Source organism: Streptomyces sp. NPDC040622, assembly GCF_055593965.1.
On the sequence record NZ_JBVIXD010000023.1, the window covers coordinates 1 to 13,865 of the forward strand.

The window sequence follows — 13,865 nt, forward strand, 5'->3', positions numbered from 1 at the left end:
TCTGATCCACATGCGTTTCGTCGAGGAGCGCACCCAGAGCGACATCGCCGCCGAACTCGGCTACTCCCAGATGCACGTCTCCCGCCTGATCAGCAAGGTCATCGCCACACTGCGCACCGGCCTGACCACCGAGGAGTAGGCCGCACCCGCCCTCCTGGCCCGGGAGCTCCGCACCGCCTTCGGGCGGCTGCGGAGCTCTGCCGCGTACGGGGGAAAGCCCTCGCCGGCGCGGCAACCACCGCGGTGCCACGGGGGCGTTGGATCAGGACGCGGTGGAGGTGCGGGCGGTGGCCGTGGAGGTGTCGGGGTGGATGGCGAAGACCCGGTCCAGGCCGACGATGCGCAGGATGCGGGCGGTGTTGGCGGGGACGGCGGCCAGGGCTATGCCGGCGTTCCGCTCGATGGCCAGGTTGCGGGCCGCCAGGAGGGCGGTGATGCCGCTGGAGTCGCAGAACTCCAGGCCGGCCAGGTCCAGGACGAGCAGCTGTTCCGTGTCCAGGGTGAGGCTGTCCAGGACGTGGCGCAGTTCGGGCGCGCTGTGATGGTCGAGGTCACCGGTGATCTCCAGTACGGGGCCGGTGGCGGCGGAGTGGGAGGTGATCGTCAGCGGGGTCATCTCAGATTTCACTCACGGGGGCGGGAGCAGGGGCCGGCGGCATGCCGAGGGCGAGCAGCGCGGTGTCGTCGTCGAGTCCGTCACCGAAGGAGGCGAGCAGGGAGCTCAGGGCCGTGACCAGGGCTTGCGGGCCCGCCGGCGGTTGCGTGGTGGCGAAGGCGCGCAGGGCGTCCTCACCGTAGAGCTCGCGCTCGGGGCCGGTGCGTGCCTCGGTCAGGCCGTCGGTGTAGAGGAGCAGGGTGTCGCCGGGCAGCAGTTGGGCGCGGGCGGCGGTGAACTCGGCCTGGGGCAGCACGCCGATGAGCATCCCGCCGGGGGTGGGGAGGTAGTCGGCAGTGCCGTCCGCGCGCTGGATGAGCGCCGAGGGGTGCCCGCCGGAGGCCAGGTGCACGCCCACCTGGCCGGTGCCGGGCTCCAGGACGCCGAATATGGCGGTGCAGTAGCGGGTGTCGCCGCTGGTGTACCGCTGGTGGAGCACGGTGTTGAGCGTGCTCAGCACGGTGACCGGGTCGGGATCGTGCAGGGCGGCGGCGCGCAGGGTGTAGCGGGTCAAAGAGGTGACGGCGGCGGCCTGGGGGCCCTTGCCGCACACGTCTCCGAGGAAGAACGCCCACCGGCCGGTGTCCAGGGGGAACAGGTCGTAGAAGTCTCCGCCCAGCAGATCAGGGGAGGCCGTGTGGTAGTAGGAGCCGGCGTCCAGGCCCGGGATGACGGGCAGTTCGGCGGGCAGCAGGTTCTGCTGCAGGACGGCGAGGGCCTCCTGGAGCCGTGCACGGTCGGCTTCGGCCCGGCGGCGTGCCTCCTCGGCGGCCTTGCGGCCGCGCAGGAGCTCGGCCTCGTAGGCGCGCCGGTCCCGCGCGTCGAAGACGGTGGTGCGGATCAGCAGTGGATCGCCGCCCTCACTCACCTTCACTTTCGAGGTGATCAGCACCGGAAGCCGCAGGCCGCCGGCGGCCTTGATCTCCAGGGCGACACCGCTGACCTCGCCCTGCATCTGGAGCATCGGGGCGAAGTGCGTCTCGTGGTAGAGCTTGCCGCCCACGGTGAGCAGATCGGTGAACCGCATCCGTCCCACCACCTCGGTGCGGGCCAGGCCCAGCCAGTCCAGCAGCGTGGTGTTGATCTTCGCGATGGTGCCGTCCATCAGCGTCGACAGGTAGCCGCACGGCGCCTGCTCGTACAGCTCCTCGGCACTGTCCTCCAGCAGGGAGGTGAACGCCGCGTCCATGGTGTTCGCCTCCTCCTCACCCGGATCGGGCGTCTGATCGGTGCGGCGCATCATCGTGCCGTGCCGATGAACGTGGTGATGGCCTCGGCGGTGGCCTGCGGGGCGCTCAGGTGAGGGCAGTGGCCCGTCGCCTCCAGCGTCACCAGCCGGCTGCCGGGGATCGCGGCATGCACGTAGGCGCCGACCTCGCGGGGGGCGATGACGTCCTGCGTGCACTCCAGGACCAGCGTCGGCACCGTGACCGTCTTCAGCTCCGCGCGGCTGTCGGACAAGAACGTGGTGCGGGCGAAGACCCGCGCCATGTCCGGGTCCGTGGCGCAGAACGAGGCCGTCAGTTCCTGGCCGAGCTCCGGCCGGTCCGCGTTGCCCATGATCACCGGAGCCATCGCCGCCGACCAGCCCAGATAGTTCGAGTCCAGGGACTCCAGCAGCTCCTCGATGTCCTGGGTGCTGAACCCGCCGCGGTATCCCTCGTCGTCGATGTACCGGGGGGAGGGGGCGACCATCACCAGACGGGAGAAGCGCTGCGGCGCCGCGGCCGCCGCGAGGACACCGACCATCGCGCTGACGGAATGCCCCACGAAGGTCACGTCGTGCAGGTCGAGGTCCTCACAGATGTCCAGCACATCGCGGGCGTAGCCCTCAAGGGAGCTGTAGCGGCGCTCGTCCCAGGCCGAGGCGTCCGCACGGCCGGAGCCGACGTAGTCGAAGAGGACCACCCGGTACTCCTCGGCCAGGCCGGGGAGCAGCAGGCGCCACATGTTCTGATCACAGCCGAACCCGTGAGCCAGCAGGAGCACCGGCCCGTCCGCACGGCCGGTGACGGTGATGTTGTTCCTGCGACGGATGTCCATACCCGCCAGTTTCCCATCAGTCCCACCAGCGACAGAAGGCGCCCGATGTTCCGGCCGCCGGGCGTCCCGGCCCCCGGCCGGCCGCAGCGCCCGGAGTGCTGTGCGGCGGGGGAGGCGCACCGCTCACAGGGCGGGCCGGGGCGTCATCCGCGGCGTGCGTTCGGCCGTACGCAGCCTACGCAGCCACCGGCGCGGTGCTGCCGAAGCGGGGACGTGCGGCCCGCTCTTCGCGTGCGGGCGAGGGGTCCCGTACGGGCCATGGGGTCAGAAGGGCATGCGGCTGCGTGCGCGGCGGCCGGCGGAGCCGCTGCGGCCAACCGCCTTGGAGCTGCTGCGGAAGGGCTTGCTGAAGATCCGCCCCAGGATGCCGGGGGCCTTGCCGCCGGCGCGTGACCCGGCGCCCAGCGTGCGCTGGGTGCCGCGTTCGGGGTGCCGGGACAGCCGGGGTACGAAGAACGCGAGTATCGCCAGAACGACGCACACGGCGACAATGCCGACAATCACCATGACAGGCTCCTTGCGTTGAGGTGTGCCTGCCGATTGCCCGGTCGGCGCCGGAGCATGCCCCGTCTGCTGTGGTCTCCCGGACCGGCTGCCCGGGGGCGAGGCTCCGCGCGGCCCGGGCCGAGCCCCTCCCTCCCCTTGCGCGATGCGCTGGATGGTCCCCGGGGTCCCGGCTCTAGGGCGGCGTGAGGGCGTCGAGACGCTCGGCCAGGTCGGGATGAGGGGCGGCCAGGTGGGGGCGGGCGGCGGTCAGCGGGGCGAGGAGGCCGGCGGGGTCGTCGTGGGCCAGGGCCTCGTGGAGTTCGCCGACCGGACCGCGGGCCGCGGCGGGGAGGTCGGTGAGGGACGTGATCTGGCCGGCGATGCGGCGCAGGTCAGCCGCATGGCGGCGGGCCCAGATGGCGGTGGTGCGGTCGGCGGCGCGGCGCTGGCGGGTGGCCTGGACGCGCTGCTCGCCGGTGGTCCCGGCCGCGCCGGGGCGCCCGCGCAGGTAGCGGCGCTCGGCGGCCTGGCGGCTCGCCACACCGAGCGGGTGCGCCAGGTCGGCCCAGCTGGCGCCCGCGTCGCGGGCCGTTTCGATCAGGCCGGTCTCCCATCCGGCGAGCTGCTCACGGACCTGCCGCAGCAGCAGCAGGGAGGCCAGGGCCTGGTCCGGGCCGGGTGCGCTGCCGGGCGGGGGATCGGGGTCTTCGTGCCGGGAGCTCCGCAGGGCGTCGTCGATGGCGTGCAGGGCCGCGGCGGCGGCGAGGAGTGAGGCCGGGGCGTGGGCGGCGGCGCTGGACGGGGGCGTCGGGTCGGCCGGTGTCACAGGAACCTTCCTCTCGTCATCCATGCGATGACCATCGTGTTTGTCATCCATTGGATGACATGTTACAACGGTTCCAGCACGGCGCATTGGCAGCAACTGCCCGAACCTCTGGAGGTGTCTTTCCGTGTTGATGCGCACCGATCCCTTCCGTGAGCTCGACCGCCTCGCCCAGCAGCTGATGGGCCCGGGTACCGGATCCCGTCCCTCGGCGATGCCCATGGACGCCTACCGCGAAGGCGACGAGTACGTGGTGGCGTTCGACCTCCCCGGCGTGAGCGCCGAGAGCATCGACATCGATGTCGAGCGGAACATGCTGACCGTCAAGGCCGAGCGCCGCCCGGTCACGAAGGCCGCCGAGGCGCACATCGAGCTGTCCGAGCGGCCGGTGGGCTCCTTCTCCCGCCAGCTCGTGCTCGCCGACACCCTCGACACCGAGCACATCAAGGCCGACTACGAAGCGGGCGTGCTCACCCTTCGCATCCCGATCGCCGAGCGCGCCAAGCCCCGCAAGATCTCTGTCGGCGCCGGCTCCGCCCCCCGGGAGATCTCGGGCTGACACGGCCGGACGGAAGCGGAGGGCAGACGCTCATCCCCCTCGCCGCCCTCCGCTCCCCGCCCTGCGCCTGTCGGCGTCGGCGCCGCCCCGGCGGGACGGCCTGCACCCCGGCACCCCGGCACCCCGCCCCGGGCGGGACCTCCTGCCCGGCCCCTCCCGCCCTCCACCCGGTGCCCTGGCGGCACCTCCACCCCCGACCTCACGAAAGGCATGCACCCCAGTGATCACCGACGCGCGCGCACCGCAGGAGTACCAGCAGCCGTACGGGGCGGCGTATGAGCAGATGCTGGAGAAGGTCCGCTACGAGGGCGCCTACCCCACCCGCGAGCGGGCCGACGAGGCCGTCCGCCTGGTCCTGGCGGGGCTGGGACGCCAGCTGACCGGGGACGAACGCGTCGAGTTGGCCGCCCGGCTGCCCCTGGAAGCCGCCCGCACACTGACCGCGCAGATCCCCGACGCCCAGCCGCTCACCGGATGGGCCTTCGTCAAGAACCTCGCCGCCCGCACCGGCGCCTCCCTGGCCACCACCCGCTGGGACACCGGATCGGTCTTCTCCGCGGTCGCCGCCCATGCCGGCCCCGACCTGGTCACCCGCATCCTGCGCCACCTGCCCTCCGGCTACGCCTTGCTGTTCGGCAGGGCGGAGCTCACCCCCGCCGCATAGACGAGGGGTCCAAGAAGACACAAGTTTCTGGTCGTCACTCCACGGGCAACCGGGAGGGACCAGCTTGTGCAGGAGTTCGCAGCTCGTGATGCAAGAAAGCAAGAACGTACCTGGAGGTCCCGACATGCTGAAGGCCATCGCAGATGTCCTGCGCGCCATCGGTGGAGCCATCGCCACCGTCGTCACGCTCCCCTTCCGCGCCCTCGCGCGGCTCTTCGGAGGCGCTTCCGCCAGCGCCCACGGACACCACTGACACCCGCGCGGGCCCAGGACGAGGGCGGTGCCGGCCACTGGCCGGCGCCGCCCTCGCGTATGCGCCCCCGGTGAGAGCCCGGGCGCCGGACAGCTCCCCACCGCGGGAAGGAAGGCACGGCCATGCGCGTGTTCGTGACACACATATGGAAGATCTATAGATAGATCTACATATTTGGCATATTTGCCTGATCCCGGGCTATTCCGTGGGTGACGGTGCGGAACGGAGAAGGGCAGCACAGAAGTGATCGGGCATCTGCAGAACGGCTGGGCCTGGCTGACACGGGCGTACGGCGCACCCGGCCACGAACGCCACCAGGCCTTGCTGGTGGGCAAGAGCGCGCTGGCGGCGACGCTGGCCTGGTGGGTCTCCCACGACCTGCTGAACGCCACATCCCCGGCGTTCGCACCGTTCTCCGCCGTCCTGATCATGAACGTCACGATCTACAAATCCGTGTGGCAGGCCCTTCGCTACGCGGCCGCGGTCTCCGTCGGCGTGGCGCTCCAGGCGGCGATCGGTTTCCTCGCGGGACCCGACCTCTTCGCCTTCGTCCTGGTCGCGGTGATCGCCCTGTGGATCGGGCAGTGGCCGGCACTGGGGGAGCAGCGCTCCCAGGTCGCCACCGCCGCCTTCTTCGCGTTCTCCACCTACGCCACGGCCGCCACGACCGGTGACAAGGTCACCCAGCTCGGCCAGATCGTCCTGCTCGTCCTCATCGGGTGCGGCATCGGCCTGAGCGTGAACCTGTGCATCGCGCCCCCGCTGCGCTACCGAAGCGCCGAGCAGGGGCTGCACTCCCTGGCGAGCGCGCTCGAATCCCTGCTGGACGACATGGCCGACGGCCTGTGCACCGGCGACGTGGATGCTCAGCGCGCCGAACAGTGGCGGGTCTCCGCGGAGAGCGCACAGCGTGCCGTCGGACAGGCCCGGGCCGGCCTGAGCACGGCGGAGAACAGCCTGCCCTTCAACCCCCGGCGCCTGCTGCCGTCCCACCGCAGCTATCTCACGTTCGGGCGCTACCGCCAGACCGCCGACGCCCTGGAACGCGCGGTGTACCAGCTGGGCTCGCTCACCCGGAGCCTGGGCCGGTGGCGCGAGACGGAGGACACCTATACCTACAGGCCCGCCCTGACGGCGTACGCCGAATTCGCCGCCAGCCTGCGCGACATCGCCCATGTCATCGCCGAACTCGACAGCGACACCCTGAGCGAACAAGCACGTCAGATGTGCCAGCTGGCCGACACGTCGCAGAAAGCGCTGCAAAAGGTCCTGGACGCGGCCCAGGACAACGAACTGCCGCTGCCGGACGCCTCACGGCCCTACGGAGTCCTGGTGGTGGAGGCCGTGCGGTTGATGGAGGAGTTCCAGAACACCTGCGACGTCCTCCAGGACACCGCCGACTCCGAAGAACAGTCACAAGCGTGAGCGGCCGGGCCTCGGGCCAACCTCCACCGCCTGCGATTACCTCACCAAGGAACACGCGGAAATCTATGCTGGCGCGAGTAGACATTGAGTGTCGGACTGGTTATGGTTTCTCTCGTAGCCCAAAGAGACCGCAAGGCCGGGCAGAGACGAACTGCCTGGCAGTACCCAGCAGAGTCAGTGAGCAGTACCTCGGTGAAGGCGTCGGCTGCGGGCGCGCGCACCGGGAAGTCCGGCAGTGGGGTTCCAAGCCAGAGCAGACGCAGGACGGGCGACGGGGCTGGCTGCCGGAGAGTGGCGCTGCCACAGGCCACCGAGCAGTACGCAACACAGCAGTACGCAGAAAAGCAGTACCAGCAATGAGCAGTTGATCGCCGAGGGAAAGAACGGAGGAGCCAGGCGCCATCAGGATCGCCCGGGTGGAGTGCTGAGCCCGGGTACCGCAGGACATCGACAGTGAGGTGGTCTCCGGTCAAGCAACCGCGATCCCCGCACCCCCGACAGCGTTCCGGTCGGGGCGGCGGACACAGAAGGCCGGCGCAGGAACAGGGCCGGCAGATGGTGTAGAAGTTCCTTCGGGGCCTTGGTGCCAGTACGGCACCAAGGCCCCTCCACGTATTTCCCACGCTCCACAGAGAGGTGCAAATGACAGCGGATGATTCGCTCGACCGTCTCGATGACGACGACTACCCCGCCTACACCATGGGCCGGGCCGCCGAGATACTCGGCACCACCCAGGGCTTCCTCCGGGCCATCGGCGAAGCCCGCCTCATCACCCCGCTGCGCTCCGCGGGCGGCCACCGCCGCTACTCCCGCTACCAGCTGCGCATCGCCGCCCGGGCGCGGGAGATCGTCGACCAGGGCACCCCGATCGAGGCCGCCTGCCGCATCGTCATCCTCGAAGACCAACTCGAGGAAGCCCAGCGCCTCAACGCCGAATACCGCCGCGCCGCCGAACCGGCGACCCAGGACACCGCGACCTGAGACGGCGCGGAACGCCGGGGCTGACACCCGCGGGTTCCACGCCCGCTGCCGGCGCCCCGGCCAAGCTCCGCAGGTACCTCAGGCACCTCAGGCACCTCAGGCACCCCGGTCCCTCGACACCGCCACCGGTGAGACAACGCTTGACCTTGCCGCGTATTGCCGCGTATTGCCGGGTGTCCGCGTGGGGCGGAGCGGAGCACCTCCACATGGACTGCCTGTTCCTGCGCGCTCGGGCCTGGGCGGGCCCAGTGGCGGACACCGCCGTGGAACACGGACACGATCAGTTTCTCCGACCGGCTCTTTGTCCCAGCCGGTTGGGGCAGGTGCTCCTGCCGCGCTGCGCGTCCGCGCTCAGCGGTCGACGCGGACGACGGCCGGAGGTGCGTAGCGACCGGTGAGGATGTCGGGGGTGGGCAGGTACTGGCGCAGGATGAGGCGGAACAGGACACCGGGTTCGGTGGTGGGGAGCCAGTTGGACTCCTTGTCCGGGCCGGGGTTCTCGCGCTGGAGGTAGAGGGTGGGGGAGCCGAGCAAGCGCGAGAACACTGATCCTCTGGTGCTCCTCTGGTGCGTCTCCCGAATAGTCTCGGCCCTGACATCAGTGCACGCCGCGCCCTAAGGACGGGGATCTCATGCCCGCTTACGTCATTGTCAACGTCGATGTGCTCGACGAGGAGGCCGGCCTGGCCTACGCACCTGTGGCTCAGGAGTCCATCCTCAGCCACGGCGGCCGTTACCTGGCCGCGGGCCCGACCCCCGAGCCCGTCGAAGGCACCTGGGATTCCTCCCGGTTCGTGGTCATCGAGTTTCCCGACATGGACCGGATCCGGGAGTGGTACGACTCCCCGGAGTACCGGCGCGCCCGGGGGATACGTGAGGGCAAGATTCGTGTGGGGATGCTGTTCGTTGAGGGCACGCTGCCCGAGGGCTTCTCGCTCCCGGCCCAGACCGTTTGAGGTGGCTCTCGGGCGGTGTCGCGGAGCCGCCGCCGCACGCTTTCCTCCTCGACGGCCCTTGGCCGGCGCCCCGTCGGGGTCGGCGACGTCAGGCGCGGCTGCCCGGCCGGAGCACTGATCCACCCACCCCGGCGAGAGCCATCAGGGACGACCTAGGGCCCGAGCCGGACCCCGCGCGCTTCGGCGATGACGTCCAGGGCGTGGACGTGCCAGTCGTAGAAGTGGGTCGTCCTGCGGCAGAACGCCAGCACGTGCTCGTACGCCTCGTCGGTGCCGATCTTCAGGAGAGCGGCAGCGGCGGGCTCGTGCGCGCCGAACCAGGAGCCGGGGGCGAGGAGCGCCGTCAGCGGTGTGAGGCACTCGGCCGTGCCCCGCTCGACGAGCGCGAGGGACGCGGCCTCCTGCGCGGGGCGGCCGGTGGCCAGTGGCCCTCCGAGGGGCGCGGCATACCGGACCCGATGCGGCGGGGGCGGTGCCGCGGCGAGTCGGCTCAGGGCGGCGGTCGCCTCGGCCTCGGGGCGCGCGGCGAGTGCCCCGACGAGCTGGGCACCCAGATCGTCGCCCAAGTCGTCCACGGGGCCCTCGGCGAGCGCGACGAGGACCGCCAGCGCCGGGGCGCCGATCCGGGACAGGGCCCGCACGGCGGCACGCGCGAGGAAGGGATCGGCCCGGGGAATGACGAACTCCCCGAGTGCCCGGGCCGCCTCCGTTGCCGGGAACTCGCCCAGGGCCACGACCGCCCGTGCCCGCACCGCCTCGTGAGACGAACGGGCGCAGCCCAGCACCACCACGAGACTGTCAGGGGCACCGATCGCGCCGAGGGCCCGCACCGCATGCGCGCGCAGGGTGCCGGGCTGCTCCTCGTCGGATGCCAGGGCTGCGAGCACTGCGGTGGCCTCCGCGTGCCGCAGGGTGCCGAGCGCGTCGGCGGCGGCCGCGCGCACGGCGACCGGTGCCGCGTCCTGCGTCAGGACGGACAGGAGGGCCGGGGCGGCCTCCGGGCGCCCCATGAGCCCCAATGCGCGTGCGGCGCCGCCGCGTTGGGCCGCGGAACCGTCCGGCCGCGTCAACAGCCCCACCATCTCGGGCAGCGCGACGGGCACAGCGGCGACGAGGCCCGCGACCGCGTCGCTGATGTGCGCGTCGCCCAGTGCCGCAAGGAGTGACCCGGCCGCCTCGGCGCCCGCGTAAGCGGCGAGGGCGCCGGCCGCCGCCCGGCGCACCGGCGGTGCCGCCGACTCGCGCAGATGGTGCCGGAGCGCGGCGATGTGCCCGTCCCGGTCTGCTCCCGCGAAGAGTTCGGGTTCCGCCGCGAGGTGGGCGCAGACGGCGGCCACGGCGTGCGGCGGGCACTCGGGGCCGGCGGACCGCACCGCTTGGTGGAGCACGGACCACAGGAGGTCCCGGCCTTCCCCGGTCCTGGCGAGCAGGGCGGTCGCGAGGCGTGCCGTCTCGGGGTCCGGGTCGCGCTGCGGTGCCTGCAGGAGCTGTTCGGCGGACGGCCACACATGCGTGGGCGGCCATGCGGCGGCGGGCAACGCGTGCAGCGCCGTGAGCGCCGCCCGGCGCAGGTGCGTGTGCGAGGCGGACGAGTGCGCCAGAACCAGGAGCGCGGAGGCCGCCCGTGGGTCACCGATCGCGCCGAGCGTGCGCACCACGCGTTCCGCACGGTCGGGCAGGTACTCCCACAGCGCGGCAAGGAGCGGCGTCACGGCCTGTGGCGCCCGCAGGTCAGCCAGCGCGTCCAGCACCCGCACCGTCCAGTGCCCGCGGCTGGTCGCCAACTGCCCGCACAGAGCGACCAGTCCACGCACGACGTCCGGTCCGCCGATGGCGACCAGGACCTCCACCGCGGACTCTTCCAACTGCTCGCGAGGGTCGTTCGGCTCGGTGAGAAGACGCAGTAGGAGGGGGACGGCGTGGGGGACGTGCAGCCTTGCCAGGGACCTGACGGCAAGCCAACGCACTCCGGTGTACGGCTGATCCCGTCTGTTAACGCACAAGTCGAGCGCCGCCACGACGTCCGGGGTGGGCGTGCCGCTCCCCAGCATCGCGGCGGCGTACACGGCGACGTCCTGGTTCGGGGACCGGATGGTCGCACACAGTCCCGCCACGTCGCCGGCCATCCGCATGTCCATCAGCTCCGCGATCGACGAGGCCCTTTCCACTCAGGCCCCCTCGCCCTCGGCCATCCGGTCCGACATCGCCACGAACAGCGGAGTCCCGACGACGATCGTCATCTCCCGCCCGTCCGCACGCGTCACGGTGTCCCGCAGCAACTCCCGTGCCAGGAACTCGCAGTACATGGGCGGTACGGTCAACGACTCGGCGCAGCGCAGCACGTTCTCGGTGATGCTTCCACGGCTCGGCATGCTGTTCCGGAACCTCACTTCGAATTGTCTTTCCCACTCGGGAGGGGCCTCCTGAAGCAGCCGGAAGAGCCCCGGCAGACCCGAGAAGCCGAGCTGCTTCATCTCGGGGGACGCCTGATGGCCGATCAGATGACGCGCTGACCCGATGAGGGCGACGACCGTGTCGCCGTCGAACCCCGTCATCAGCGTGGGGCCATCCGCGTCCCCGTACCCCGCGACCCGCAGAGCCGCTTCCCCCCGGAACCAGGCCGACGGCTCCGTCATCCAGCTGATGTCGTATTCCCGGTCGAGATACGCCTCCACGAGGTCGAGCTGGTCGTAGGCGGTCGTCTCGGAGCGCGGAGACTGGAGGGCCAGGCTGACGACCTTCAGGTCGAGCTTGGCCTCCACGGCGAGCCGCCGCAGGAGCTTCTGGGGGATCTGCCCGTACAGCATGTCCACCTTGGCGGTGGAGACGTAGAGGTAGTAGCGCATGGGCGTGGTCAGGCGCCGGGCCGGTGGGGGAGAGCGGCAAGGCGGATACCCCGAGCGGCGCGGGCGAGGCGCGCTCCCCAGGCGGTGCCCGCACTGCCGCCGCAGCTCGACTTGAACCACACAAGCGCGGTGCCGCCGCTCATCGCTCTCCCCGTGAATCGTCCAACAGGTCCTGGTGCAGGTGGTGTTGAGGAACTCCGAGCGGCAGCATCCCATACTCGTGTGCCGGGAGTGACGCATCATCCGGCCCGGGCGAGGCCAGGTCCCTGTACCGCTGTGACAGCTCCTGCCACTGTCAACACGCCGAATGCGACCCGCCCGCCCGGCGCGACGCGCCGGAGAACACGCCTTGCGACGCGGCGGCGGCAGCGCTCCCAGCGGCGAGCGCCGCCCCCGGCACCCTGTCGGCGCACCTGCGCCTCACATCACCAGTCGTCCCTCAATGTCTTTGCCGAGCAGGGGAGTGGACCGCCTTCCGGCCCCTGCAGCCTGCTCGGGGCTCGGTGGAGAAGGGAGACGATGTCCGCGATACGAGGCACAGCCACCCGTCCCCGAGAACTTCATGGTGAACACAATGACCGTAAGGCCCGGGGCGTAGCCATCCGTTCACCTCCTCCTTAGCGTCCTGTGCGCAACGCGATAAGCGTCGTGCACGGACTAGGAGCCGTATTTTGAACAGCCTGAGATCCTTTGCTTCCTTTCCCCGGCGGCCGCAATTCCGGGTGAAGCGCCGCATCGTATGGGCGGCCTTCCTCACCGGCGCAGTGGCCGGTGGCCTGACGAGCGCGCCGGCCGCCCACGCCGGTCCGGAGCGTCCCGCCTCCACCGCCTGCCCGGCGGACCTGACGGGTACCGCCACCTGCTACAGGGGGCAGGACGCCCATGGCGCGTACTACACCGTCGCTGTTCCCAAGAGGTGGAACGGTTCGCTCGTCGTGCACGCCCACGGCGGCCCCGACCTCGGCGGCAGTTCGGACCCCGAGCGCAGCGCCGGTGACCTGGAGCGCTGGTCGGTGATGGTGAAGGAGGGCTATGCCTGGGCCGGCTCGTCGTATCGTCGCGGCGGCTTCGGGACCCGGATGGCAGCCGAGGACACCGAGAACGTGCGCCGCCTGTTCGTGAAGAAGTTCGGCACGCCGAGGCGGACCTACGTGCACGGTCAGTCCTGGGGCGGGAACGTCGCCGCAAAGGTGGTCGAGACATACGCGTCCAAGCACGGCCCGTACGACGGTGCTCTTCTGACCAACGGCGTCCTGGCCGGCGCATCACGCGGCTACGACTACCGCGTCGACCTGCGTGCGGTGTACCAGTACTACTGCCGCAACCACCCCCGCCCGAGCGAGCCTCAGTACCCTTTGTGGGAAGGCCTGCGCGCCGACTCGGCCATGACCGCCACCGGCCTGCGTGCCCGGCTCCAGGAATGCACCGGCTACGCGTCGCCGTCGCGGGACCGGACGGCGCTGCAGCAGCGCAACCTCGACGACATCCTGGCCGTCACCAAGGTCCCCGAGCGGACCTTGGAATCGCACCTGAGCTTCGCGACCTTCACATTCCGCGACATCGTCCACAAGCGTCTGGGCGGCCGTAACCCCTTCAGCAACAAGGGTGTGACGTACGCCGGTTCGCACGACGACAAGGCCCTCAACGCCGGCGTCCAGCGCTTCGGGGCGGACCCGACCGCCGCGCGCGATCTGTCTTACGACAGTGACCTGACCGGCAAGGTCTCGATCCCCGTCCTGACGATGCATGCGACCGACGACCCGACCGCGTTCGTGCAACACGAGGCGGCCTACCGCGCCACCCTCGAGGGCGCGCACCGAAGCCGGTACCTCGTGCAGACGTTCACCAGGGAAAGCGAGCACAGTGAACTGAGCAACGCCGAATACGCCAACTCGATAACGGCGCTCGACACGTGGACACGTACCGGCAAGAAGCCGACCGCCCTGACCGTTGCCAACTCGTGCCCCGCATTTGACCGCGTCTACAGGACCGGCTGCTTCTACGATCCCGGCTACCGCCCGAGCGCCTACGCGTCCCGGGTCAACCCCCGGCCCGGCGGCTTGAGGTGGCCTGCCATGACTGCCGCCCAGGAGAAGTCCTGGAGCCGCATCGACGGCGTCGGAATCGCTTACTGACCGGGCCAGGCCTGGGGACTGGTGGCCGGGAGGCGACGC

At 71.0% G+C, this 13,865-nt stretch carries 16 protein-coding genes; 8 read left to right on the forward strand and 8 right to left on the reverse strand.

The window, feature by feature from the left end; genetic code table 11:
* Positions 1 to 139: sigma factor-like helix-turn-helix DNA-binding protein (locus ACZ592_RS37910; protein ID WP_471586354.1), on the forward strand; the 139-nt coding region annotated here is incomplete at its 5' end.
* A 123-nt stretch (positions 140 to 262) separates the two neighbouring features.
* Here the strand turns inward: ACZ592_RS37910 and ACZ592_RS37915 are convergent.
* The 5 genes from ACZ592_RS37915 to ACZ592_RS37935 all read right to left on the reverse strand — a co-directional run bounded on the left by ACZ592_RS37915 (position 263) and on the right by ACZ592_RS37935 (position 4,034).
* Positions 263 to 616: an STAS domain-containing protein gene (locus ACZ592_RS37915; protein ID WP_471586307.1), complete on the reverse strand. Its 354-nt coding sequence runs from the start codon at positions 614 to 616 to the stop codon at positions 263 to 265.
* Position 617: 1 nt separating this feature from the next.
* The gene (locus ACZ592_RS37920; RefSeq protein WP_471586308.1) at positions 618 to 1,898 is read right to left on the reverse strand and encodes a PP2C family protein-serine/threonine phosphatase; all 1,281 of its coding nucleotides are present in this window, start codon (positions 1,896 to 1,898) and stop codon (positions 618 to 620) included.
* On the reverse strand, positions 1,895 to 2,698 hold the full coding sequence (locus tag ACZ592_RS37925) for an alpha/beta fold hydrolase (RefSeq protein WP_471586309.1): 804 nt from the start codon (positions 2,696 to 2,698) through the stop codon (positions 1,895 to 1,897). The genes ACZ592_RS37920 and ACZ592_RS37925 overlap by 4 nt, the downstream gene beginning before the upstream one ends.
* Positions 2,699 to 2,962: 264 nt before the next feature.
* On the reverse strand, positions 2,963 to 3,205 hold the full coding sequence (locus ACZ592_RS37930; RefSeq protein ID WP_471586310.1) for a DUF6411 family protein: 243 nt from the start codon (positions 3,203 to 3,205) through the stop codon (positions 2,963 to 2,965).
* A gap of 172 nt (positions 3,206 to 3,377) precedes the next feature.
* Positions 3,378 to 4,034: a type III effector protein gene (locus tag ACZ592_RS37935; RefSeq protein WP_471586311.1), complete on the reverse strand. Its 657-nt coding sequence runs from the start codon at positions 4,032 to 4,034 to the stop codon at positions 3,378 to 3,380.
* A gap of 100 nt (positions 4,035 to 4,134) precedes the next feature.
* Between ACZ592_RS37935 and ACZ592_RS37940 the strand changes: the two genes are divergently transcribed.
* From ACZ592_RS37940 to ACZ592_RS37960, 5 genes are all read left to right on the forward strand, one after another.
* Positions 4,135 to 4,566: an Hsp20/alpha crystallin family protein gene (locus tag ACZ592_RS37940; protein WP_471586312.1), complete on the forward strand. Its 432-nt coding sequence runs from the start codon at positions 4,135 to 4,137 to the stop codon at positions 4,564 to 4,566.
* A 220-nt stretch (positions 4,567 to 4,786) separates the two neighbouring features.
* The gene (locus tag ACZ592_RS37945) at positions 4,787 to 5,230 is read left to right on the forward strand and encodes a DUF2267 domain-containing protein (RefSeq protein ID WP_471586313.1); all 444 of its coding nucleotides are present in this window, start codon (positions 4,787 to 4,789) and stop codon (positions 5,228 to 5,230) included.
* Between the two features lie 124 nt (positions 5,231 to 5,354).
* Positions 5,355 to 5,483, forward strand: coding sequence for an LPFR motif small protein (locus ACZ592_RS37950; RefSeq protein ID WP_471586314.1), 129 nt, complete (start codon positions 5,355 to 5,357; stop codon positions 5,481 to 5,483).
* Positions 5,484 to 5,726: 243 nt separating this feature from the next.
* Positions 5,727 to 6,908 carry an FUSC family protein gene (locus ACZ592_RS37955; protein WP_471586315.1) on the forward strand — a complete coding sequence of 394 codons (1,182 nt, stop codon included), beginning with the start codon at positions 5,727 to 5,729 and terminating at the stop codon, positions 6,906 to 6,908.
* Positions 6,909 to 7,550: 642 nt separating this feature from the next.
* On the forward strand, positions 7,551 to 7,889 hold the full coding sequence (locus ACZ592_RS37960; protein WP_471586316.1) for a MerR family transcriptional regulator: 339 nt from the start codon (positions 7,551 to 7,553) through the stop codon (positions 7,887 to 7,889).
* 351 nt (positions 7,890 to 8,240) lie between these two features.
* Here ACZ592_RS37960 and ACZ592_RS37965 read toward each other — a convergent pair whose 3' ends face one another.
* Positions 8,241 to 8,435, reverse strand: a complete 195-nt coding sequence (locus tag ACZ592_RS37965; RefSeq protein ID WP_471586317.1) for a DUF1214 domain-containing protein — start codon at positions 8,433 to 8,435, stop codon at positions 8,241 to 8,243.
* A gap of 86 nt (positions 8,436 to 8,521) precedes the next feature.
* Here ACZ592_RS37965 and ACZ592_RS37970 point away from each other — a divergent pair, with 86 nt between their 5' ends.
* Entirely contained in the window at positions 8,522 to 8,845 is a 324-nt protein-coding gene (locus ACZ592_RS37970) for a DUF1330 domain-containing protein (RefSeq protein ID WP_471586318.1), read from the forward strand.
* A gap of 152 nt (positions 8,846 to 8,997) precedes the next feature.
* Here ACZ592_RS37970 and ACZ592_RS37975 read toward each other — a convergent pair whose 3' ends face one another.
* Positions 8,998 to 11,013, reverse strand: a complete 2,016-nt coding sequence (locus ACZ592_RS37975; RefSeq protein WP_471586319.1) for a HEAT repeat domain-containing protein — start codon at positions 11,011 to 11,013, stop codon at positions 8,998 to 9,000.
* A complete protein-coding gene (locus ACZ592_RS37980; protein ID WP_471586320.1) occupies positions 11,014 to 11,691 on the reverse strand; it encodes a DUF7019 family protein in 678 nt (225 codons plus the stop codon).
* A 722-nt stretch (positions 11,692 to 12,413) separates the two neighbouring features.
* Between ACZ592_RS37980 and ACZ592_RS37985 the strand changes: the two genes are divergently transcribed.
* Positions 12,414 to 13,826 (forward strand): hypothetical protein, encoded by a 1,413-nt coding sequence (locus ACZ592_RS37985; RefSeq protein WP_471586355.1) that lies wholly within the window; start codon positions 12,414 to 12,416, stop codon positions 13,824 to 13,826.
* The last annotated feature ends 39 nt before the right edge of the window (positions 13,827 to 13,865 follow it).

Bases quoted from the DNA above. Each gene is read 5' to 3' on its own strand.
- ACZ592_RS37915 (WP_471586307.1), bottom strand. From the start codon at position 616: ATGACCCCGCTGACGATCACCTCCCACTCCGCCGCCACCGGCCCCGTA.
- ACZ592_RS37920 (WP_471586308.1), bottom strand. From the start codon at position 1,898: ATGATGCGCCGCACCGATCAGACGCCCGATCCGGGTGAGGAGGAGGCG.
- ACZ592_RS37925 (WP_471586309.1), bottom strand. From the start codon at position 2,698: ATGGACATCCGTCGCAGGAACAACATCACCGTCACCGGCCGTGCGGAC.
- ACZ592_RS37930 (WP_471586310.1), bottom strand. From the start codon at position 3,205: ATGGTGATTGTCGGCATTGTCGCCGTGTGCGTCGTTCTGGCGATACTC.
- ACZ592_RS37935 (WP_471586311.1), bottom strand. From the start codon at position 4,034: ATGGATGACGAGAGGAAGGTTCCTGTGACACCGGCCGACCCGACGCCC.
- ACZ592_RS37950 (WP_471586314.1), top strand. From the start codon at position 5,355: ATGCTGAAGGCCATCGCAGATGTCCTGCGCGCCATCGGTGGAGCCATC.
- ACZ592_RS37960 (WP_471586316.1), top strand. From the start codon at position 7,551: ATGACAGCGGATGATTCGCTCGACCGTCTCGATGACGACGACTACCCC.
- ACZ592_RS37970 (WP_471586318.1), top strand. From the start codon at position 8,522: ATGCCCGCTTACGTCATTGTCAACGTCGATGTGCTCGACGAGGAGGCC.
- ACZ592_RS37980 (WP_471586320.1), bottom strand. From the start codon at position 11,691: ATGCGCTACTACCTCTACGTCTCCACCGCCAAGGTGGACATGCTGTAC.